Source organism: Cupriavidus sp. USMAA2-4 (assembly GCF_001854305.1).
GTDB classification, from domain to species: Bacteria; Pseudomonadota; Gammaproteobacteria; order Burkholderiales; family Burkholderiaceae; genus Cupriavidus; species Cupriavidus malaysiensis.
The window spans coordinates 1,960,925-1,978,733 of sequence record NZ_CP017748.1 but is presented as its reverse complement, the minus strand read 5'-3'; the positions used below and the strand labels follow the sequence as shown (position 1 = coordinate 1,978,733).

At 68.3% G+C, this 17,809-nt stretch carries 19 protein-coding genes; 5 read left to right on the top strand and 14 right to left on the bottom strand.

Features of this window, described 5'->3' with window-relative positions; translation table 11 throughout:
- Positions 1-144 precede the first annotated feature (144 nt).
- Positions 145-1,323, top strand: a complete 1,179-nt coding sequence (gene mutY, locus BKK79_RS08645; protein WP_071010913.1) for an A/G-specific adenine glycosylase — start codon at positions 145-147, stop codon at positions 1,321-1,323.
- 54 nt (positions 1,324-1,377) lie between these two features.
- Here the strand turns inward: mutY and BKK79_RS08640 are convergent, their stop codons facing one another.
- The 11 genes from BKK79_RS08640 to BKK79_RS08590 all read right to left on the bottom strand — a co-directional run bounded on the left by BKK79_RS08640 (position 1,378) and on the right by BKK79_RS08590 (position 10,630).
- Positions 1,378-2,052: an LON peptidase substrate-binding domain-containing protein gene (locus BKK79_RS08640; protein ID WP_084084615.1), complete on the bottom strand. Its 675-nt coding sequence runs from the start codon at positions 2,050-2,052 to the stop codon at positions 1,378-1,380.
- Positions 2,053-2,118: 66 nt separating this feature from the next.
- Positions 2,119-3,006 carry an RNase adapter RapZ gene (gene rapZ, locus BKK79_RS08635; protein WP_071010914.1) on the bottom strand — a complete coding sequence of 296 codons (888 nt, stop codon included), beginning with the start codon at positions 3,004-3,006 and terminating at the stop codon, positions 2,119-2,121.
- Between the two features lie 110 nt (positions 3,007-3,116).
- Entirely contained in the window at positions 3,117-3,422 is a 306-nt protein-coding gene (locus tag BKK79_RS08630) for a PsiF family protein (RefSeq protein WP_071016037.1), read from the bottom strand.
- A 176-nt stretch (positions 3,423-3,598) separates the two neighbouring features.
- Complete coding sequence (gene hprK, locus BKK79_RS08625) at positions 3,599-4,570, bottom strand: HPr(Ser) kinase/phosphatase (protein WP_071010915.1); 972 nt, start codon at positions 4,568-4,570, stop codon at positions 3,599-3,601.
- Positions 4,571-4,649: 79 nt separating this feature from the next.
- The gene (ptsN, locus tag BKK79_RS08620) at positions 4,650-5,105 is read right to left on the bottom strand and encodes a PTS IIA-like nitrogen regulatory protein PtsN (RefSeq protein WP_071010916.1); all 456 of its coding nucleotides are present in this window, start codon (positions 5,103-5,105) and stop codon (positions 4,650-4,652) included.
- A gap of 385 nt (positions 5,106-5,490) precedes the next feature.
- Positions 5,491-5,841 carry a ribosome hibernation-promoting factor, HPF/YfiA family gene (gene hpf, locus BKK79_RS08615; RefSeq protein ID WP_071010917.1) on the bottom strand — a complete coding sequence of 117 codons (351 nt, stop codon included), beginning with the start codon at positions 5,839-5,841 and terminating at the stop codon, positions 5,491-5,493.
- A 49-nt stretch (positions 5,842-5,890) separates the two neighbouring features.
- Positions 5,891-7,366, bottom strand: coding sequence for an RNA polymerase factor sigma-54 (locus BKK79_RS08610; RefSeq protein ID WP_071010918.1), 1,476 nt, complete (start codon positions 7,364-7,366; stop codon positions 5,891-5,893).
- 100 nt (positions 7,367-7,466) lie between these two features.
- On the bottom strand, positions 7,467-8,261 hold the full coding sequence (gene lptB, locus BKK79_RS08605; RefSeq protein ID WP_071010919.1) for an LPS export ABC transporter ATP-binding protein: 795 nt from the start codon (positions 8,259-8,261) through the stop codon (positions 7,467-7,469).
- Positions 8,262-8,316: 55 nt separating this feature from the next.
- Positions 8,317-8,943 (bottom strand): lipopolysaccharide transport periplasmic protein LptA, encoded by a 627-nt coding sequence (gene lptA, locus BKK79_RS08600; RefSeq protein WP_071016040.1) that lies wholly within the window; start codon positions 8,941-8,943, stop codon positions 8,317-8,319.
- A 57-nt stretch (positions 8,944-9,000) separates the two neighbouring features.
- A complete protein-coding gene (gene lptC / locus BKK79_RS08595; RefSeq protein ID WP_071010920.1) occupies positions 9,001-9,630 on the bottom strand; it encodes an LPS export ABC transporter periplasmic protein LptC in 630 nt (209 codons plus the stop codon).
- Positions 9,631-9,646: 16 nt separating this feature from the next.
- Entirely contained in the window at positions 9,647-10,630 is a 984-nt protein-coding gene (locus BKK79_RS08590) for a KpsF/GutQ family sugar-phosphate isomerase (RefSeq protein ID WP_071038473.1), read from the bottom strand.
- Between the two features lie 151 nt (positions 10,631-10,781).
- Here BKK79_RS08590 and BKK79_RS08585 point away from each other — a divergent pair, with 151 nt between their 5' ends.
- A complete protein-coding gene (locus tag BKK79_RS08585) occupies positions 10,782-12,761 on the top strand; it encodes a monovalent cation:proton antiporter family protein (protein ID WP_071037540.1) in 1,980 nt (659 codons plus the stop codon).
- Positions 12,762-12,793: 32 nt separating this feature from the next.
- On the opposite strand, the gene BKK79_RS08580 is transcribed toward BKK79_RS08585, so the two are convergent.
- Positions 12,794-13,243, bottom strand: a complete 450-nt coding sequence (locus BKK79_RS08580; protein ID WP_083383928.1) for a ribbon-helix-helix domain-containing protein — start codon at positions 13,241-13,243, stop codon at positions 12,794-12,796.
- A 55-nt stretch (positions 13,244-13,298) separates the two neighbouring features.
- Positions 13,299-13,877: a DJ-1/PfpI family protein gene (locus tag BKK79_RS08575; RefSeq protein ID WP_071010922.1), complete on the bottom strand. Its 579-nt coding sequence runs from the start codon at positions 13,875-13,877 to the stop codon at positions 13,299-13,301.
- 233 nt (positions 13,878-14,110) lie between these two features.
- Here BKK79_RS08575 and BKK79_RS08570 point away from each other — a divergent pair, with 233 nt between their 5' ends.
- From BKK79_RS08570 to BKK79_RS08560, 3 genes are all read left to right on the top strand, one after another.
- Positions 14,111-14,683 carry an adenine phosphoribosyltransferase gene (locus BKK79_RS08570; protein WP_071010923.1) on the top strand — a complete coding sequence of 191 codons (573 nt, stop codon included), beginning with the start codon at positions 14,111-14,113 and terminating at the stop codon, positions 14,681-14,683.
- Positions 14,684-14,774: 91 nt separating this feature from the next.
- Positions 14,775-15,386: a LysE family translocator gene (locus BKK79_RS08565; protein WP_071010924.1), complete on the top strand. Its 612-nt coding sequence runs from the start codon at positions 14,775-14,777 to the stop codon at positions 15,384-15,386.
- Between the two features lie 211 nt (positions 15,387-15,597).
- Positions 15,598-17,274, top strand: coding sequence for a Na/Pi cotransporter family protein (locus BKK79_RS08560; protein ID WP_071010925.1), 1,677 nt, complete (start codon positions 15,598-15,600; stop codon positions 17,272-17,274).
- Between the two features lie 27 nt (positions 17,275-17,301).
- Here BKK79_RS08560 and BKK79_RS08555 read toward each other — a convergent pair whose 3' ends face one another.
- Positions 17,302-17,799 (bottom strand): adenosine-specific kinase, encoded by a 498-nt coding sequence (locus tag BKK79_RS08555; RefSeq protein ID WP_071010926.1) that lies wholly within the window; start codon positions 17,797-17,799, stop codon positions 17,302-17,304.
- Between the last annotated feature and the right edge of the window lie 10 nt (positions 17,800-17,809).

Here is a 17,809-nt window from a genome sequence, read left to right as displayed (position 1 = left end):
GCGGCAGGGGCGGGTGAGGCTGTATCATGTGGCGCGCCACGCGGCGGCACCGGCCGTCCCGCGCGGCAGCCCTGCCACCGTAGCCGTTCTTCGCAGCCGTTCTTCGCAGCCGCTTTTCGCAGCCGTTTCCAGTCGCCTCCCGCCATGCCCCGCAAGCCCGCCAGCACAATTCCCGCCGACGCCAACGATCCTGAGGTGCCAGCCGATTTCGGCATGCGCGTGGTGCATTGGCAGCGCGCCCATGGCCGCCACGACCTGCCCTGGCAGAACACCCGCGATCCTTACCGGATCTGGCTGTCCGAGATCATGCTGCAGCAGACCCAGGTCAGCGCCGTGATCGACTACTACCAGCGCTTCATGGCCAGCCTGCCGACCGTCGAGGCGCTGGCGGCCGCGCCGGCCGACGAGGTCATGGCGCTGTGGGCCGGCCTGGGCTACTACTCGCGCGCGCGCAACCTGCACGCTTGTGCCCGGCAGGTCGTGGCCGAGCACCAGGGGCGTTTCCCGACCGATCCCGCCGTGCTGGTCACGCTGCCGGGCATCGGCCGTTCCACCGCGGCGGCGATCGCTGCCTTCAGCGCGGGCGTGCGCACCCCCATTCTCGATGGCAACGTCAAGCGTGTGTTCGCGCGCTTCTTCGGGTTGCACGGGCACCCGGGAGAGCGCGCCGTGGAGGCGTGCATGTGGCGGCTGGCCGATGCCGCCTTGCCACCGGCCGGGGCGGAGCAGGCGCGCGACATGGTGTCCTACACGCAGGGCCTGATGGATCTCGGCGCCACCATCTGCTCGCGCGGCCGGCCGGCCTGCCTGGCCGACGTCTCCGCCTGTCCGCTGGCTGACGGTTGCGTGGCGCGGCGCGACGGCCTGACGGGGGTGCTGCCGAGTCCCAAGCCGCGCGCCGCGCAGCCCGAGCGCAGCACGGTGATGGTGATGCTGCGGCGCGGCCGCGAGATCCTGCTGACGCTGCGCCCCGGCAGCGGCATCTGGGGCGGCCTGTGGAGCCTGCCCGAACTGCCGGTGGAACAGGTCCCCTTTGATGCCGAACAGGCCGAGGATGCCGCGCTCGCCTATGCACACGGCCATGGCACGCCGTCTCGCGCGGTATTCTCCGGTGAATTGACCCACGTTTTCACGCATTTCCGCCTGCTGATCCGGGCGGTCCGCGTCGACATGGCGGCGCCCGCCGTGCGCGATGGCGATGGCCCGGCCGAGGCCGCGGCACCGGCATGGCGCTGGGTCGCGCTGGACCAGCTGGATGGGGTTGGCGTGCCGGCGCCGGTGCGCAAACTGCTGCTGGCACAGGCGGCACCCGGCCTGTTCTGAGCCACGCGGCCGCGCACAGGCCCGGCGTGGCCGGACGGGGCGGGGCGGGGCGGACTAGACGATGTGGTGCTGCCGCATGTAGCGGTGCACGATCTCGATGCGCATGCCGGCATCGGGCAGGGCCATCAGCATCTGCTTGGCCTTGAGCGGAACCGGCAGCAGTTCGCACAGCCGGTTCGCGATCCAGCCCGGATCGTGCCAGCGTTGCGGTTCCGTGAACAGCTTCCTGCCTGACGCCTCGGCGTGGACGGCCGCGACGATGCGGCGCAAGGCGGCGGTGCATTCTCCGAGCAACTCTTCCTTGCAGTCGAGCACGTCGGGCGGCAGCGTTTCGGCGCGCGCCACCAGCAGCCCATCCTCGCGCGTGCCGTGCTCGAGCGTACGGAAGCGCTGGGTGCCGTGCGTCTCGATCAGCAGCACGCCCAGCTGCTCCATATTGCAGTCGACGATCTCGGCCAGGCAGCCGATCGCTTCGGGTACGGTGACGCTGCCGGGTGCGGCCACCTCCTCGCCACTCTGGATCAGGCAGACACCGAAAGGCGTGCCGTCACGCAGGCAGCGGCGCACCATGTCGACATAGCGCGGCTCGAACACGCGCAAGGGCAGGTGGCCATCGGGAAACAGGACGGTGTGCAGCGGAAACAGCGGCAGGGATTCCAGCGTCTGCGTCTCCGTGCCGGAAGCGGCACCGGCGGCGCCGGCGGGACTGCCTGGTTGGGTGGGAGCCATGCGCAAGCCAGCAAGGGCCTGGGGCGGTTGCCGCCTCGGGCCGGGAGCAGGGACGCCGGGCGGCCTTCAGCCGGCCGGCACGAGTTCGCGGTGCCTCACCAGCACATTACCATGGGCGCGGAAATAGCTGGCGAGCCTTTCCACAATATAGACGGAGCGGTGCTGCCCGCCAGTGCATCCGATCGCCACGGTCAGGTAGCTGCGGTTGTCGGCGATGAAACTCGGCAGCCACTTTTCCACATAGCTGCGGATATCTTCCGCCATCTCCAGCACCATCGGCTGGCTTTCCAGGAATTCCATCACCGGCACGTCGCGCCCGGTCAGCGGCCGCAGCGCGAGATCGTAGAAGGGGTTAGGCAGCGAGCGCACGTCGAAGACGAGGTCAGCGTCGCTCGGCACGCCATGCTTGAAGCCGAACGACTCGAACAGCAGGGTCAGCTGCAGCGGCTCGTCGCGGATGATTTCCTTGATCCAGGCGCGCAGGGTATTGGTGCGCACGCTGCTGGTGTCGATGCGGTGGGCAGACTCGGCCAGCGGATTGAGCAGTTCGCGCTCCATCTCGATGGCCTCGATCAGCGAGGTGTCGCTGAGCGCCGGCTCAGGCGCGGGCGACTGCCCGGTATCGTCGGCACGGATCGAGAGCGGGTGGCGCCGCCGCGTTTCCGAGTAGCGCTGCACCAGCGCCTCGGTATTGGCGGTGAGGAAGATGACCTGCACCCGGTGCTCGGCACGCAGGTTGCGCAGCACGTCGGGCAGCTGGTCGAGCGACTCTCGGCTGCGTACGTCGATCGCGACGCCCAGGTGGGTGTGGCCCTGCGATGCCAGATAGCGGGCAAGTTCCGGCAGGAATTGCGCGGGCAGGTTGTCCACGCAGTAATAACCTGCGTCCTCGAGCACATTCAGTGCGACGGACTTGCCGGAGCCGGAGATCCCGGTGATAAGAATGATGCGCATAGCACGGCAAGCATAGCATCAGCGCATGTCGCCGTCATGACCGCCGCCCGGCGCTGCCGCGGGCGTGCCAGGCGGGGCCGGCGGGGGGCTCCGCCAGCGCCCTGAGGTCTTTACTTGGACAGGCAGTCCTTCATGAAGGACTTGTAGTCATCCCCCTTCTTGCCCTTGCCTTGCTTGCTGCAGGCCGACATCTTCTCCTGCTGGGTCATCGGCGCCGCCGCCGCGGCCGGCTTGTTGGACAGGCAATCCTTCATGAAGGTCTTGCGCTCGTCGCCCTTCTTGCCGGAGGCCTGCGTATTGCAGGCTTTCATCTTGTCCTGCTGGGAGTTGGCCGCCGCGGGCGCCGAGCCTTGGGCGAATGCTCCCGTGGCGAACAGCGGGGTCAGCAGTGCACAGATCGCGATCATCTTCTTCATGCTCTTCTCCTGGCTGTGGAAGACTTCATGGCCGCGTGCCATGCCGGCGCCGCGGTGTCTGACTGGGCTCGATGCCCATTACCGCACACAACGGCGCGCCGCCGGCCTGCGTTGACGGCCGCGCCCGTGTTCCTGTAAGCAATTGCAAGCAGCGGCCGGCGGCATGCCGGCCGGCGTCAGAGCAGTCTTCCCTGGCCCCGCGAGACCGCGTCGGCCTGCATCGCGGCCCGCTGGCGGTCCATGAAGTCGCGCAGCGTGTCGATGCCGCGCAGGCGCAGGATGGTGTTGCGCACCGCAGCCTCGACCAGCACCGCCAGGTTGCGGCCGGCCGCAACCTGGATCTTCACCATGTGGATCGGCAGGCCCAGTACGTCCAGGTACTGCGAATCGAGCGGCAGCCGCTCGAACTCGCCGTCGTTGCGGCGCACCAGTTGCACCACCAGCTTGAGCTTCATCTTCCGGCGCACCGCCGTCTCGCCGAAGATGGTCTTGATGTCGAGCAGGCCCAGGCCGCGCACCTCGAGCAGGTTCTGCAGCAATGGCGGGCAGCGTCCTTCGACGAAGTCCGGACCCAGGCGCACGAAGTCGACCGCGTCATCGGCCACCAGGCCGTGGCCGCGCGAGATCAGTTCCAGGCCCAGTTCGCTCTTGCCCAGGCCGGATTCGCCCATGATCAGCACGCCCATGCCGAGAATGTCGAGGAATACCCCGTGCATGGTCACGCGCGGCGCCGAGATGCGCGACAGGTAGAGGCGCAGGTGGTCGATCACGGCCGCCGAGGATACCGGCGTGGTGAACAGCGGTGTGGAAGAGCGCGTGCAGCGCAGTTCCAGGTCGGGCGGTGGCTCCATGCCGTCGGCGACCACCAGGAAGGGCGGCTCGAGCAGGATCAGCTCGCCCATCTGCCGCTTGCGCATCTCGTCGTCCAGCCGCTGGTAGTAGGTGATCTCGGGTTTGCCGAGGACCTGGATGCGGTTGGGGTGGATCAGGTTCAGGTGGCCCACGAGGTCGGCGGCCGAGGTGGCTTCGCGGGCGAAATCCACGTCGAAGGCGCGATCCGCCCCCTCGAGACCCGCCACCCATGAGAGTTTGAGGTCGGCTGCGTTGTCGTCGAAGATGGACTGGGAAGAAACGCCGGTGAGTTCCATGCGGGGGAGTCTGGTGGGGCTGGAAAGCGCTAGGACCCGCCGCCGGTGCCTTGGCCCGCGCCTGCGGGCGGAGCGCCGGTCAGGGATGCCATTCGGTCAGGAGCTGGTGCACGGCTTCGGGCGTCGGCAGGGTGGCCAGGCCTTCGCGCATGTCGCGGTCGGACAGCAACTGGGCGATCTCCGACAGGATCTCGAGATGTTGCTGGGTGGCCTGCTCGGGTACCAGCAGGAAGATCAGCAGCGACACCGGCTTGCCGTCGGGCGATTCGAATGGGATCGGCTCGGCCAGACGCATGAAGGCGGCCAGCGGTTGCTTCAGGCCCTTGATGCGGCCATGCGGGATGGCCACGCCCGCGCCCAGCCCGGTCGAGCCCAGCGACTCGCGCGCGAACAGGTTGTCGGTGACCGTGGCCCGCGCCACGCCATGGTTGTTCTCGAAGAGGAGTCCGGCCTGTTCGAAGACGCGCTTCTTGCTGGTGACGCTGACGTCGAGTGTGATGTTGCCTGGCGGCAGCAATTTGGCCAAACGGTTCATGGCAGGTGCGCAGGGATTCCAGATAAGCGGCCCGGTGCGCTGCGCGCCCGGCCGGGTCAAAGAGGCGGAATATCCGCTCGCTCCGCCGGTCGGGCGCCGGCATGCGGAGTATCGGACCATTATAGAGCAGCCCGCCCGCCTTCTTGTGCGGCGCGCAAGCCGCGGTCCCGGCGGTAGCGGCGACTCATGTATTGGAGAGCATACACTGCGTCGCGCCACTTGCGAACTCCCCCGGACGAGGGCGTGTACGGGGCGTGCACGCGAGCCGGTCCGCCAAAAGCAAAAAACCGCGCTTTATGCGCGGTTCGTGGTCTGGCCCTTGTGCTGGTGGCCGACGGGCGGCCTCAAGGCAGATCAGGCAGATTGTTCTTATTGTTTTCTCTGGCTATTGCTGCATCTGTGCGGCAGCCATCTGGTACTTCACGGATTCCCGGTCGTGGCTCTGCACGCGGTCCTTGTACCGGATGACCTGACGGTCCAGCTTGTCGACCAGTGCGTCGATCGCCGCATACAGGTCTTCGTGGTGCGCCTCGACGAAGATGTCCTTGCCCTTCAGATGCAGATTGATTTCCGCGTACTGACGCCTGTCCTTTTCCTTGTGGTTGTCGACAGAGAGCAGCACGCTAACGCCGATGACTTGATCGAAATGCCTGACGATACGCTCCAGCTTCGTTTCCACGTACTCACGCAGGGGTGGCGTGATGTCCAGGTGGTGTCCACTGATCTTGAAGTTCATAGCGCTTCTCCTTCTGAAAGAGCCACACCAGGCAGGCGATGCGGCTCGGCTACAAAGACTTGCGGAGATTGACTGCCGGGATCTTCAGCGCTTCTCGGTACTTGGCGACCGTCCGGCGCGCCACGACGAAGCCCTGATCGCCCAGCAATTCGGCAATTCGGCTGTCGGACAGGGGATTCTTCGGGTCTTCGGCTCCTATCAGTTGCTTGATCAAGGCTCGGATAGCCGTTGATGAAGCAGCGCCGCCCGTTTCCGTGGACACATGGCTGCCGAAGAAGTACTTCAGCTCGAAAGTGCCCATGGGGGTGGCCATGTATTTGTTAGTCGTCACCCGAGAGATGGTTGACTCGTGTAATCCCAGTGTATCGGCAATCTCCCGCAAAACCAAGGGGCGCATCGCAATTTCACCGTGGCTGAAGAAGTTCTTTTGACGCTCGACAATGGCCTGTGCGACACGCAGGATGGTGTCGAAGCGCTGCTGGATGTTCTTGATCAGCCAGCGGGCTTCCTGCAGTTTCTGCTGCAGGCCGGCGGCACCGGATTCGCCCTTGGCGCCGCGCAGGATCTGCGCGTACATGTCGTTGATGCGCAGGCGCGGCATCACGTCGGGATTGAGTTGGGCGATCCAGCCACTGCCGCTCTTGCGCACGAACACGTCGGGCACGACGAAGTCGGCCTGCGGACGGTTGTAGGCGTGGCCCGGATACGGTGCCAGCGAGCGGATCAGGTCATGTGCTGCCTTCAGCGCCGTCTCGTCCACCTGCAGCGCCTTCTTCAAGCGCGTGTAATCGCGCGCGGCCAGCAGTTCCAGGTGGTGGTTGACGATGCCCAGCGCCAGCTCGCGCTGCGGATGCGACAGCCGCCGCAGCTGCAGCGCCAGGCATTCGGCCGCATTGCGCGCTCCCACGCCGGGTGGATCGAAGCTCTGCAGCAGGGCCAGCATGGCCTGCACTTCCTCGATCTCGAACTCCAGCTCTTCGGGCAGCTCTTCGCAGATCTCCTCGAGCGTGGCGCTGAGGTAGCCGTCGTCGTCGAGCGACTCGATCAGGAAGATGGCCAGGCCCTTGTCGCGCGCCGAGATCTTCAGCGGCGCGAGCTGTTCCATCAGGTGCTCGCGCAGGGTCGGCTCGGCGTCGCGCAGTTGCAGCGGCGCCTTCTCGTCTTCGTCGCCCTGGGGGCGACGCGCGAAGTCGTCCAGGCTCCAGTCGCTGCCGTAGTCGTCGGCGCCGTCGCCGAAGCGCTCTTCATCGCCGCCGCCCTCGTCGCTGCGTGCCTCGCCATTGCCCTGCGCTTCGGCCGGGGCCGGCGCGGGTGCGCTCTGCACGTTGATGCTGCCATCGGCGGCCACCCGCAGCGGGCTCTCGATCCAATCGTTTTCGCGCTCGAGGAGAGGGTTTTCGATCAGGGCCTGCTCGACTTCCTGCTGCAGTTCGAGCGTGGAAAGCTGCAACAGCCGGATCGACTGCTGAAGCTGTGGCGTCAGTGCGAGATGCTGGGAAAGGCGGAGCTGAAGCGAAGGTTTCATGCGGCCTATTCTATGCCCATCCGCAGCGCGATGGAACGAAAATTGCTAACGTTCCTGCCGCTTTGTCGCGGTCCCGCGCCGGCGAGGCGCGGCCACCGCATCACATGCGGAAGTTCTCGCCTAGGTAGACCCGGCGCACCGATTCGTTGGCGATGATTTCCTGCGGGCGGCCCTCGGCCAGCACCGCGCCCTCGCTGATGATGTAGGCGTGGTCGCAGATGCCCAGCGTCTCGCGCACATTGTGGTCGGTGATCAGCACGCCGATGTTGCGCGCCTTGAGGAAGCTGACGATACGCTGGATCTCGCCCACCGCGATCGGGTCGACACCGGCGAACGGTTCGTCGAGCAGGATGAAGCGCGGGGCCGAAGCCAGCGCGCGCGCGATTTCCACGCGCCGGCGCTCGCCGCCCGACAGCGACAGCGCGGGATTCTGGCGCAGGTGGGCGATCTGCAGGTCGTCGAGCAGCGCGTCCAGGCGGCGCTCGATCTCCTGCGCCGACAGCGGCTTGCCGTCGACGATCTGCAGCTCCAGCACCGCGCGGATGTTCTCCTCGACGTTGAGCTTGCGGAACACCGAGGCCTCCTGCGGCAGGTAGGACAGGCCCATGCGCGCGCGCTCGTGGATGGCCAGGCCGCTCAGGTGCAGGCCGTCGAGCACGATGTCGCCTTCGTCCAGCGCCACCAGGCCGACGATCATGTAGAAGGAGGTGGTCTTGCCGGCGCCGTTGGGCCCCAGCAGGCCGACCACCTCGCCGCTCTTGACGTCGAGCGAGACGTCCTTGACCACCGTGCGCGAGCCATAGCGCTTCTTCAGGTGGCGTACCGTCAGCGTGCTGCCGCCGGCGGACTGGCCGTTGCTGGCGGTGGCGGCGGGGGCGGTCTGGGTATCGGTCATGAGGGCAGTGCGTTGGGAGCGCCTGGCGCGCTGGATGCGTTGCGTTCGGCTGGGTTCAGGACTTGGACGGCGCGGGTGCGGGCTTCAGCTCCAGCGGCGGCGCTGCCGGCGCGCTGGCCGGCTGGCGCGGCGAGAGCACGGCGCGCACGCGTCCCGAGGAGGTCACCGCGCCTTTGTCGCCGCTGCTGCTGGCCGTGTAGTACTCGTTGTTGCTGTCGTAGGTGATCACGGCGCCGCGGATCTCGTCGATCTGCTTGCCGCCCGCCAGGCGCGCCATGCGGGCCTGGCCGATCAGCTTGGAGATGCCTTGCTTGCCGTCGTACTCGATGCGGTCGCCCCAGCCGTCGATGTACTCGTCGACGTTGTCGCGCTTCTGGCGGATATAGGCGAGCTTGCCCGGCTTGGCCGTGGCGATGGCGTACTGGTAGCCCTCGGGGTCGGTGCGCAGCTCGGCGGCGTCCGACTTCAGCACCATGGTGCCCTTGGTCAGGACCACGTTGCCGGTCAGCGTGTAGACCTGCTTGACGTCATCGTAGCTGGCGTTGTCGGCCTCGAGCACCAGCGGCTTGTCGCGGTCGGCGCGCTCGGCGTGGGCGGCCGGCGCCAGGCAGAGCGCGGCGGCCGCGGCCAGCAGGGCAGGCGAAATCCGGGCGCGGAACCACGTCTTCAAGGCAGGCATCATGATGGTGAGCGGATGGAGAAAGCGGCGGCTGCGGGTTGCCGCGCGCGGTTGCATGACTTAGGACCTCGGCGCGGGCGCGCCGCGCGGGGTGGTGACGATAGTGCCGCGCACGTTGCCGAACAATTGTACTTCGCGCGTGACGTTGTTGAAGAGCAGGCCGTTGGCGTTCATCACGGAGACGCCGCGGGTGAGCTGCACCGGCTTGTCGGTCTTCACGAGATCGTCGTTGACGAGGATCCGGAAGTACTCGGAGGCCGCGCTCATCTGCGGGTCCTGCGCCGGGTCGGGACCCTGCGCCCGCACGATGAGGCCGTTGTCGTAGAGGTCGATGATCGAGCCGTCCGCGTTCATCTTGCCGCGGTCGGCGCGGCCGCTCACCGGCGGGCGGCCCGGATCGTAGGAGCGCATCGCGGGGCGGGCGAACTCGTAGGTCTGGTCGTCCTCGAAGTGCACCATCTTGTCGCCGTTGAAGCGCAACTTGGTGTCGCCGTTCACGTCGAGCTCGGTGGCCGCGAAGCGGTCCATGTAGTAGTCGGGCTCGTGGCGTGCTGTCTTCGGGCCGGTCGCGGCTTCGCGCGGCGAGTTGATCTGCACGAGCCAGAACGTGCTGCCGGCGACCACCGCCATCAGCAGCATGGGCAGCGCGCGCATGGCGAGCCGGCTGAGGGAAGACAGGATGGATTGCATGGGCGCCCGACGTGCCTCAGATGACCTTGGCGCGGGTCAGGTCGTGGATGTGCAGCGCGCCGACCAGGCGCCCGCCCTCGTCCACCACCAGCAGCTGGTTGATGCGGTTGGCTTCCATCAGCTGTACCGCCTCGACCGCCAGCCGGTCCGGGCCGATGCTGCGCGGATTACGGTGCATGACGTCGCCGATCGGCACCGTCTTCCAGTCGCGCGGGGTCTCCAGCAGGCGGCGCAGGTCGCCGTCGGTGAAGACGCCGATGGCGCGGCCGTCGGCGTCGACCACCGCGGTCATGGCCATGCCTTTGCGCGTGATTTCCATCAGCGCCTGTGCCAGCGGCGTGCTTTCGCGTACCTCGGGCACGGCATTGCCGCTGCGCATCACGTCGCGCACATGGGTCAGCAGCTTGCGCCCGAGCGCCCCGCCCGGGTGCGAGCGGGCGAAGTCCTCTTCGCCGAAACCGCGCGCGTCCAGCACCGCCACCGCGAGCGCGTCGCCCAGCGCCAGTGCCGCGGTGGTGCTGGCGGTCGGGGCCAGGTTCAGCGGGCAGGCTTCCTTCTCGACACCGGCATCCAGGTGCACGTCCGCCAGCTTGGCGAGCGTGGAGGCAGGGTTGCCCGTCACCGAGATCAGGCGGGCACCGATGCGCTTGACGATCGGCACGATGGCGAGCAGCTCGCCGGTCTCGCCGGAATTGGAGAAGGCGACCAGTACGTCGTCGCGCGTCACCATGCCGAGGTCGCCGTGGCTCGCCTCGGCGGGGTGGACGAAGAAGGCGGGCGTGCCGGTGGAGGCCAGGGTGGCGGCCACCTTGCGGCCGATATGGCCCGACTTGCCGATGCCCGAAACGACCACGCGGCCGCTGCAGTGGAGGACGAGCTCCACCGCGCGCGCAAATTCGTGAGTCAGGCGGGCGGACAGTGCCGCCACGGCATCGGCCTCGGTCTGCAGGGTATTGCGAGCGAGCTGAAGTGCTCGATCGGCATCGAAATTGGCTATCATGGCGACGAAGTATACCAACGAATGCGATGGCGTCTGGCCCGTCCCACCAGGGGGGGCGTTCCCGGGCGGCAACCGCGCTTGCCGGGTCCCGCCGGCGGGCGGCCCGCGCCGGGCGGCCCGTGCGCCGGGCCGGCCCACCCAGAGCCTTTCGATGCATTCTCCGCTGGAACTCACTCTTGTGCTGCTGGCAGCCGCCGTATTCGGCGTGGTCGCCTTCCGCATGCTGCAACTGCCTCCCATGCTGGGCTACCTCGCGGTCGGCATCCTGATCGGGCCGCACGCGCTGGCGCTGGCCGGCGATTCGGGGCAGATCCAGTACCTGGCCGAGTTCGGCGTGGTCTTCCTGATGTTCTCGATCGGGCTGGAGTTCAGCCTCGGCAAGCTGCGCGCCATGCGGCGGCTGGTGTTCGGCCTGGGCGGGTCGCAGGTGGTGCTGACCATGCTGGCGGTGCTGCCGGCCAGCCTGCTGTTCAACTGGCTGTTCCACCTGAGCTGGCAGGCGGCCATCGCCATCGGCGGCGCGCTTGCCATGTCCTCCACTGCGATCGTCTCCAAGATGCTGTCCGAGCGCATGGAACTGGAGACCGAGCACGGCCGCAACATCATCAGCGTGCTGCTGTTCCAGGACCTGGCGGTGGTGCCGCTGCTGATCGTGATCCCGGCGCTGTCGCGCGACCCCGGCGATATGGCGGCCGCGCTGACGCTGGCGGCGGTGAAGATCGTGGTGGCGCTGAGCCTGATCTTCTACGTCGGCAAGAACCTGATGAGCCGCTGGTTCCACGTGGTGGCGGCGCGCCGCTCGCAGGAACTGTTCATGCTCAACCTGCTGCTGGTCACGCTCGGCATGGCCGCGCTCACCGAGCGGCTGGGCCTGTCGATGGCACTGGGCGCCTTCATCGCCGGCATGCTGATCTCGGAAACGCCCTACCGCCACCAGGTGGAAGAGGACATCAAGCCCTTCCGCGACGTGCTGCTCGGCCTGTTCTTCGTCACCATCGGCATGCTGCTCAATGTGCGCGTGGTGCTCGATCACCTGTGGCTGGTCCTGTTGCTGCTGCTCTTGCCCATCCTCTTCAAGTTCGTGCTGATCGCGCTGCTGGCGCGCGCCTTCGGCTCGCGCCAGGGCGTGGCCATGCGCACCGGCCTGGGCCTGGCGCAGGCCGGCGAGTTCGGCTTCGTGCTGCTGAACCAGATCGACGGACTGAACCTGCTCGACCCGGTGCTGACCCAGGTGATCCTGGCCTCCATGCTGCTGTCGATGCTGGCGGCGCCGTTCCTGATCCAGTACAGCGACGCCATCGTGCTGCGCTTCGCCGCCAACGAGTGGCTGCTGCAGTCCCTCAACATGACGCGTATCGCGGCGCAGAGCCTGCAGACCGAGAAGCACGCCATCATCTGCGGCTACGGCCGCAGCGGCCAGAACCTGGCGCGCATGCTGGAGCGCGAGGGCATCGGCTACGTCGCGCTGGACCTCGACCCCGACCGCGTGCGCGAGGCCGCCGCCGCGGGCGAGACCGTGGTGTACGGCGATGCCGGCCGGCGCGAGGCCCTGATCGCCGCCGGCATCCACCGCGCCGCGGCGCTGGTCGTCACCTACGCCAACACGCCCTCGGCGCTGCGGGTCCTGCACCATGTGCAGGAGCTGGAGCCGGGCTTGCCGGTGATCGTGCGCACGGTCGACGATTCGGAACTGGATGCCCTGCAGAAGGCCGGCGCCACCGAGGTGGTGCCCGAGATCATCGAAGGCAGCCTGATGCTGGCCTCGCACGCCCTGGTGCTGCTGGGCGTGCCGATGCGGCGCGTGGTGCGCGGTGTGCAGCAGGCGCGCGACGCGCGCTACAGCCTGTTGCGCGGCTACTTCCATGGCCGCGACGACGAGGAAGACATGCTCGAGCGCGATTCGGTGCGGCTGCGCTCGATCTCGCTCGGGGCGCAGGCCAGTTCGGTCGGCCGCCGCCTGGGTGCGCTGGGCCTGGCGCAGATGGGGGTGGAGGTGACCGCGGTGCGCCGCCGCGGTATCCGTGCCTTCGATCCGCAGGACGATACCGTGCTCGAGCCGGGCGACATCCTGGTGCTGCGCGGCCCGTCCGAGGCGCTGGACACCGCCGAACAGAGGCTGCTGGCCGGCTAGGCCGCTCAGGCGCGCTAGACCCGCTAGACCCGCTAGGCAGGCAACTGCCCGGCCTTGGCGCGCGCAACGGGTACGCGGCGGGCGGACCGTCCAGTCGCCGCTGCCGCGGCCGCGGCGGACGAGGGCGGCGTATCGACCCAGCCGGGTGGCAGGTCGCGCAGCACGGCGGCCGCATCGAGCGAACGGATCGGCACGCGCGGGTCGGCGGGGATGCGGCCCTCGCCCTGCAGCATCAGGTACCGCAGGCAGCACACACGCAGGAAGGACGAGAAATTCGCCACCTCGCCCCGGTGGGCGGCGAGTTCGTCATACAGCCGCGCGATCAGTTGGCTGACGCTCATGCCGTCGCGCTGCGCCAGCTCCGCCAGCACTTCCCAGAACAGTTTTTCCAGCCGGATGCTGGTGGCCACGCCATGCAGGCGCAGCGAGCGCGACTGGCATACGTAGGACTCCGGGTTGGCCCGGATGAAGATCTCGCACATCGGCAACTCCCGCGCGGGTGTGGCGCGCCAGGCCGGCGCGCCGCGTTCGGAAGCCCTAATGTACGATCCGCGTGCCCAGTACCGCAAGGAACTGCGCCAGCCAGGCCGGGTGCGCCGGCCAGGCGGGCGCGGTGACCAGCTTGCCGTCGGTATGGGCCTGGTCCACCGCGATCTCGGCATAGGTGCCGCCGGCCAGCCGTACCTCCGGTGCACAGGCAGGATAGGCCGAGCAGCTGCGGCCTTCGAGCACGCCGGCCGCGGCCAGCAGCTGGGCGCCGTGGCAGACCGCCGCGATCGGTTTGTCGGCGCCGGCGAAATGGCGCACGATCTCCAGCACGCGCGCGTTCAGGCGCAGGTACTCGGGGGCCCGGCCGCCGGGGATGAGCAGCGCGTCGTAGGCCGCCGGGTCCACTTCGGCGAAGGTGGCGTTCAGCGTGAAGTTGTGGCCGCGCTTCTCGCTGTAGGTCTGGTCGCCTTCGAAGTCGTGGATCGCGGTGGCGCACTGGTCACCCGCCTTCTTGTCCGGGCAGACGGCGTGCACGGTGTGCCCCACCATCTGCAGCGCCTGGAAGGGAACCATGGTCTCGTAGTCTTCGGCATAGTCGCCGACCAGCATCAAAATCTTCTTGGCCATTGCTGTCTCCTGCTATGGTTACGGGTTGCACGGCCGGTGCCGGACCGATTCCGGCGCCGCGGCTCCGTATCTGACGGTGCAGTCCATTGTGTTGCCGTCCGCCCCGGTGCGGGTGGTAGCCCGATACCGCAGGCGCGGCCACGCCATGGCGGCCAGGCCCGAGGCACCGCGGCCGGACGCCCGCAGACGTTTTCCTAAGGCAATTCACGTACCGCTCCAGGTCCCCCGACACCATGACCGACATCAAGATCGACTCGCCCGAACTGGGCGACGTCTCCAGCTACCTGCGCGACCGCATCCGCACCGTGCCCGACTGGCCGCTGCCCGGCGTGCAGTTCCGCGACATCACGCCGCTGCTGCAGGATCCCAAGACCCTGCGCGTGCTGGTGGACGTCTTCGTGCACCGCTACATGGATGCCCGGCTCGACCTGGTCGCCGGCATCGATGCGCGCGGCTTCATACTGGGCGCGATCGTCGCCTACGAACTGAACCTGGGCTTCGTGCCGATCCGCAAGAAGGGCAAGCTGCCCTACCAGACCGTGGCGGAGGAATACGAGCTGGAATACGGCAGCGCCACCGTCGAGATCCACGCCGACGCCTGCAAGCGCGGCGACCGCGTGCTGCTGATCGACGACCTGATCGCCACCGGCGGCACCATGATGGCCGGCCGCAAGCTGCTGGAGCGCCTGGGCGGCGTGGTGGTGGAGGGGGCGGCCATCGTCGACCTGCCCGAGCTGGGCGGCTCGCGCCTGCTGCGCGACGCCGGCCTGCCGTTGTTCACGGTGTGCGGCTTCGACGGCCACTGATGCCTCAGCCGGCGCGCGGACGGTGTCCCGCGCGCCGGATCGCCACCGCACCAGACCGATCCGCCGATCGCCCTTGCCGGAGCCATTCCCCATGCCTGACCTGCTGCTCTTCTTGATCACCTCGGTGGCCATCACGGTGGCGCCCGGGCCGGACAATCTCCAGGTGCTGGCGCGCGGCATGGCGCAGGGCCGGCGCGCCGGCGTGGCGGCCGGGCTGGGCTTCGCCTCCGGGTGTCTGGTCCACACGGTGGTGGCAGCCGTCGGGCTGGCCGCCGTGCTGCGTTCGTCTCCGCTGGTGTTCGAGGCCATCAAGCTGGCCGGCGCGGCCTACCTGGTCTGGCTCGGCGTCCAGGCCCTGCGCTCGCGCGGTGCGCTGGCCGGCGGCATGGACAGCGCCGCCGTGCCGCTCGGCAAGGTGTTCCGCCAGAGCGTGCTGGCCAACCTGATGAATCCCAAGGTCACGCTCTTCTTCCTGGTGTTCCTGCCGCAGTTCGTCAAGGCCGATGCCGCCGACGCCGGCTGGCAGATGCTGCTGCTGGGCGTGGTGTTCATGCTGCAGACGGCGGTGGTGTTCACCGCCTTCGCGCTGTGCGCCGGCACGCTCGGCGGCTGGCTGCGGCGCCGTCCCGGCGCCGGCCGCTGGCTGGACCGCGTGGCCGGCGCGATCTTCCTCGCGCTCGGCATCAGGGTCGCATTGCCCTGAGGCGGGGCGGCCGCTCCGGCGTGGCGCCGCTGCAACGGTGGTGTGGCGCCGGCCCGGTGCCGGGGCGGGCAAGGGGCACGGGGATTTTCCGACCGGTCCTATGATGTTGCCCCCACCCGGGGGGACGCGCATAATGCCCCCTTGATAACGACACGATGACCGGGCCCGCCTGCGCCCGCAGCCGCCTGGCACCGGTCGCAGAAGGGCTCCCATGGGCGTTCTACTTCATCTCCTCTCGGGCGTCGCCCTGCTGGTCTGGGGAACCAACATCGTCAAGGTCGGCATCCTGCGCGTGTACGGCGCCAACCTGCGCCACGTGCTGTCGGCCAGCATCTCCAACCGCTTCACCGCCTTTCTCGCCGGCCTGGGCGTTACCGGCCTGGTCCAGAGCAGCAATGCGACCGCGGTCATCGTCAGTTCTTTCGTCGGCCAGGGCCTGATCGCCGTGGCGCCGGCGCTGGCCATCATGCTGGGCGCCAACGTCGGCACGGCGCTGATGGTGCAGGTGTTCTCGCTCGACCTGTCGTGGCTGTCACCGCTGCTGATCTTCGTCGGCGTGATCCTTCACTTGTCGTGGAAGGGCAGCAAGCCGGGCCACGTCGGGCGGGTGCTGATCGGGCTGGGGCTGATCACGCTGGCGCTGGAACTGATCTCGATCGCCACCCGTCCCGTGGTGCAGGCGGCCGGCGTCAAGGTGCTGTTCAGCACCCTGACCGGCGACCCTTCGCTGGACATGCTGATCGGCGCGCTGATCACCATCCTGTGCTACTCGAGCCTGGCGGTGGTGCTGTTCTGCGGTGCGCTGGCCTCGGCCGGGGTGGTGTCGATCCACGTGGCCCTGGCGCTGGTGCTGGGCGCCAACCTCGGCTCCGGCATTTCCGCCATGCTGACCACCTCGGGCAACAACCAGCCGGGCAAGCGCGTGGCGCTCGGCAACCTGCTCTCGCGCCTGCTCGGCTGCCTGGTCGCGCTGCCGCTGCTGACGCAGGCACAGGACCTGCTCGCCCTGCTGGGCGCCGATGCGCAGCGGCAGGTGGTCAGCTTCCACCTGCTGTTCAATATCGGGCTGGCCGCGCTGCTGCTGGGCGCCACCGGGCCGCTGGCGCGCCTGTGCGAAGCGGTGCTGCCGGGGCGCAATACGGGAGAAAGCCAGGTCACGCCGCGCTACCTCGACCAGGCCGCGCTGCCGACGCCGACGCTGGCGCTGGCCAATGCCGCGCGCGAGGTGCTGCGCATCGGCGACCGCATCGAGCAGATGCTCGACAATATGCTGCGCGTGCTGCGCAACAACGATGCCAAGCTGGCGGCAGCCACCTGCCGCATCGACAACGAGGTCGACGACCTCTACACCGCGATCAAGCTCTACCTGACCCGCATCAGCCTGGAGGCCCTCGACGAGCGCGACGGCCAGCGCTGGACCGAGATCATCTCGCTGACCATCAACCTGGAGCATGCCGGCGACATCATCGAGCGCCTGCTGCTGGATGCGCGCGACAAGAAGATCGCGCACAACCTGGCCTTCTCCGCGGCCGGCATGCAGGAGATCGCCGAGATGCACGCGCGCCTGGTGGCCAACTTGCGGCTGGGCCTGTCGGTCTTCCTCAACGGCGACCTGAAGAGCGCGCAGCAACTGATGGCGGAGAAGGCCAACTTCCGCGAGCTGGAATTCAAGTTCGCGCGTTCCCACCTGCACCGCGTGGCCGAGCAGACCGCCGAGAGCATCGAGACCAGTTCGCTGCATCTCGACGTGATCAGCGACCTGAAGCGCCTGAATTCGCTGTTCTGCGCGACCGCCTACCCGGTGCTGGAGCAGGCCGGGGTGCTGAATCGCAGCCGCCTGAAGGAAGGCGACGCGCCGCCCGCGGCACCGGTACCGCAGGCGCACTGAACGCAGCACGCCGCCGCCGGCGCAAGCCTACAGCTTGTAGCCGAGCGCGCGCAGCAGGCCCCGCCGTTCGGCAATGTCCGCCTCGGTCTCGAGGCCGAGCGGACCGGCGCCGTCCACCACGCCGAGCACCGCGCGTCCCTGCGCCGTCTGCGCCACGATGACCTGCACCGGGTTGGCCGTGGCGCAGTAGATGCGGCATAGCTCGGGCACCGCCCGCACGGCCGCCAGCACATTGACGGGAAACAGCCCGTCGCCCAGGAAGAGGAAGAAGCTGTGGCCGGCGCCGACCGCCAGGGCGTTCTCGCAGGCCAGGTCGACCAGCGCTTCCTCGGTGCCGGACCAGCGCACCAGGCGCTTGCCGGAGGCCTCGCAGAAGGCCAGCCCGAAGCGTGCGCCGGGCACGGTGCCCGCCACGGCCTCGTGGATGTCTTCCACGGTCTTGATGAAGTGGGATTGGCCGAAGATGAAGTTGGCCGCCTCGGGTTTGGCGACCTGGACCAGGCTCAGGCTGACGGCGGCATCCATGACGGGACTC

What these genes read in the sequence shown, in the direction of transcription:
- BKK79_RS08560 (WP_071010925.1), top strand. Translation starts at nt 15,598, where the DNA reads ATGGGCGTTCTACTTCATCTCCTCTCGGGCGTCGCCCTGCTGGTCTGG.
- BKK79_RS08555 (WP_071010926.1), bottom strand. Translation starts at nt 17,799, where the DNA reads ATGGATGCCGCCGTCAGCCTGAGCCTGGTCCAGGTCGCCAAACCCGAG.
- lptB (WP_071010919.1), bottom strand. Translation starts at nt 8,261, where the DNA reads ATGACCGATACCCAGACCGCCCCCGCCGCCACCGCCAGCAACGGCCAG.
- ptsN (WP_071010916.1), bottom strand. Translation starts at nt 5,105, where the DNA reads ATGAACCGTTTGGCCAAATTGCTGCCGCCAGGCAACATCACACTCGAC.
- lptA (WP_071016040.1), bottom strand. Translation starts at nt 8,943, where the DNA reads ATGATGCCTGCCTTGAAGACGTGGTTCCGCGCCCGGATTTCGCCTGCC.
- BKK79_RS08630 (WP_071016037.1), bottom strand. Translation starts at nt 3,422, where the DNA reads ATGAAGAAGATGATCGCGATCTGTGCACTGCTGACCCCGCTGTTCGCC.
- BKK79_RS08640 (WP_084084615.1), bottom strand. Translation starts at nt 2,052, where the DNA reads ATGGCTCCCACCCAACCAGGCAGTCCCGCCGGCGCCGCCGGTGCCGCT.
- rapZ (WP_071010914.1), bottom strand. Translation starts at nt 3,006, where the DNA reads ATGCGCATCATTCTTATCACCGGGATCTCCGGCTCCGGCAAGTCCGTC.
- BKK79_RS08585 (WP_071037540.1), top strand. Translation starts at nt 10,782, where the DNA reads ATGCATTCTCCGCTGGAACTCACTCTTGTGCTGCTGGCAGCCGCCGTA.
- BKK79_RS08610 (WP_071010918.1), bottom strand. Translation starts at nt 7,366, where the DNA reads ATGAAACCTTCGCTTCAGCTCCGCCTTTCCCAGCATCTCGCACTGACG.
- BKK79_RS08575 (WP_071010922.1), bottom strand. Translation starts at nt 13,877, where the DNA reads ATGGCCAAGAAGATTTTGATGCTGGTCGGCGACTATGCCGAAGACTAC.
- hprK (WP_071010915.1), bottom strand. Translation starts at nt 4,570, where the DNA reads ATGGAACTCACCGGCGTTTCTTCCCAGTCCATCTTCGACGACAACGCA.
- mutY (WP_071010913.1), top strand. Translation starts at nt 145, where the DNA reads ATGCCCCGCAAGCCCGCCAGCACAATTCCCGCCGACGCCAACGATCCT.
- lptC (WP_071010920.1), bottom strand. Translation starts at nt 9,630, where the DNA reads ATGCAATCCATCCTGTCTTCCCTCAGCCGGCTCGCCATGCGCGCGCTG.
- BKK79_RS08570 (WP_071010923.1), top strand. Translation starts at nt 14,111, where the DNA reads ATGACCGACATCAAGATCGACTCGCCCGAACTGGGCGACGTCTCCAGC.
- BKK79_RS08565 (WP_071010924.1), top strand. Translation starts at nt 14,775, where the DNA reads ATGCCTGACCTGCTGCTCTTCTTGATCACCTCGGTGGCCATCACGGTG.
- BKK79_RS08580 (WP_083383928.1), bottom strand. Translation starts at nt 13,243, where the DNA reads ATGTGCGAGATCTTCATCCGGGCCAACCCGGAGTCCTACGTATGCCAG.
- BKK79_RS08590 (WP_071038473.1), bottom strand. Translation starts at nt 10,630, where the DNA reads ATGATAGCCAATTTCGATGCCGATCGAGCACTTCAGCTCGCTCGCAAT.
- hpf (WP_071010917.1), bottom strand. Translation starts at nt 5,841, where the DNA reads ATGAACTTCAAGATCAGTGGACACCACCTGGACATCACGCCACCCCTG.